Annotated in this window: 1 pseudogene; it reads left to right on the top strand. The window is 46.5% G+C overall.

Annotated features, from left to right (window positions below):
• Window positions 1-118: 118 nt before the first annotated feature.
• Window positions 119-585, top strand: a pseudogene (locus DXD25_RS16330) (helicase); the annotation flags it as partial.

Genomic DNA, 585 nt, shown 5'->3' with positions numbered 1-585 from the left:
TTCCAATCTTTTAACATTGTCGGTGCAAACTTCTCCATTCTGCGCAAGTTTGTGTTTTGCATTTTGATTTTCCGCCCTTACCTTTGCAACTTTAATTTTATCAACTCACAAAGGTTAGATTATGAGCAAGACAAACGACAACAATCAGCCTGTGGTTGTGGAAAGAAAACAACCACAGGCAGCATCTCCGACAAACGAGGTGTTCATCCGTGTTGGCACTACCTTGTACAAGGTGGTTGACCAACCTACCATCACAGGAGGAAAGGTAAGAAAGCGCATCCCTTGGAACATGGAGACCTTGCGTCAGGACTACGGCAAGGAGTTCATCAAGTACGTTCACAAGTATGACGGCTTCTGTACTGTTCCCGAACATGTGAACCACCGCACGGTGATAGACGGTTTCCTCAACCTATACGAGCCGATAGGACATAAGCCGATGCAAGGGGACTTCCCTAATATCAAGAAGTTGGTTAGTCACATCTTCGGTGAGCAATATGACCTTGGCATGGACTACCTGCAACTGCTCTATCTCAGACCTGTGCAGAAGTTGCCCATTCTGCTGCTCGTATCAGAGGAGAGGAACAC

This window comes from Prevotella sp. TF12-30, assembly GCF_003436715.1.
In the GTDB taxonomy this organism is placed as follows: domain Bacteria; phylum Bacteroidota; class Bacteroidia; order Bacteroidales; family Bacteroidaceae; genus Prevotella; species Prevotella copri_A.
The sequence above is the reverse complement of the archived record's forward strand: the minus strand, read 5'-3'. Positions and strand labels throughout refer to the sequence as shown.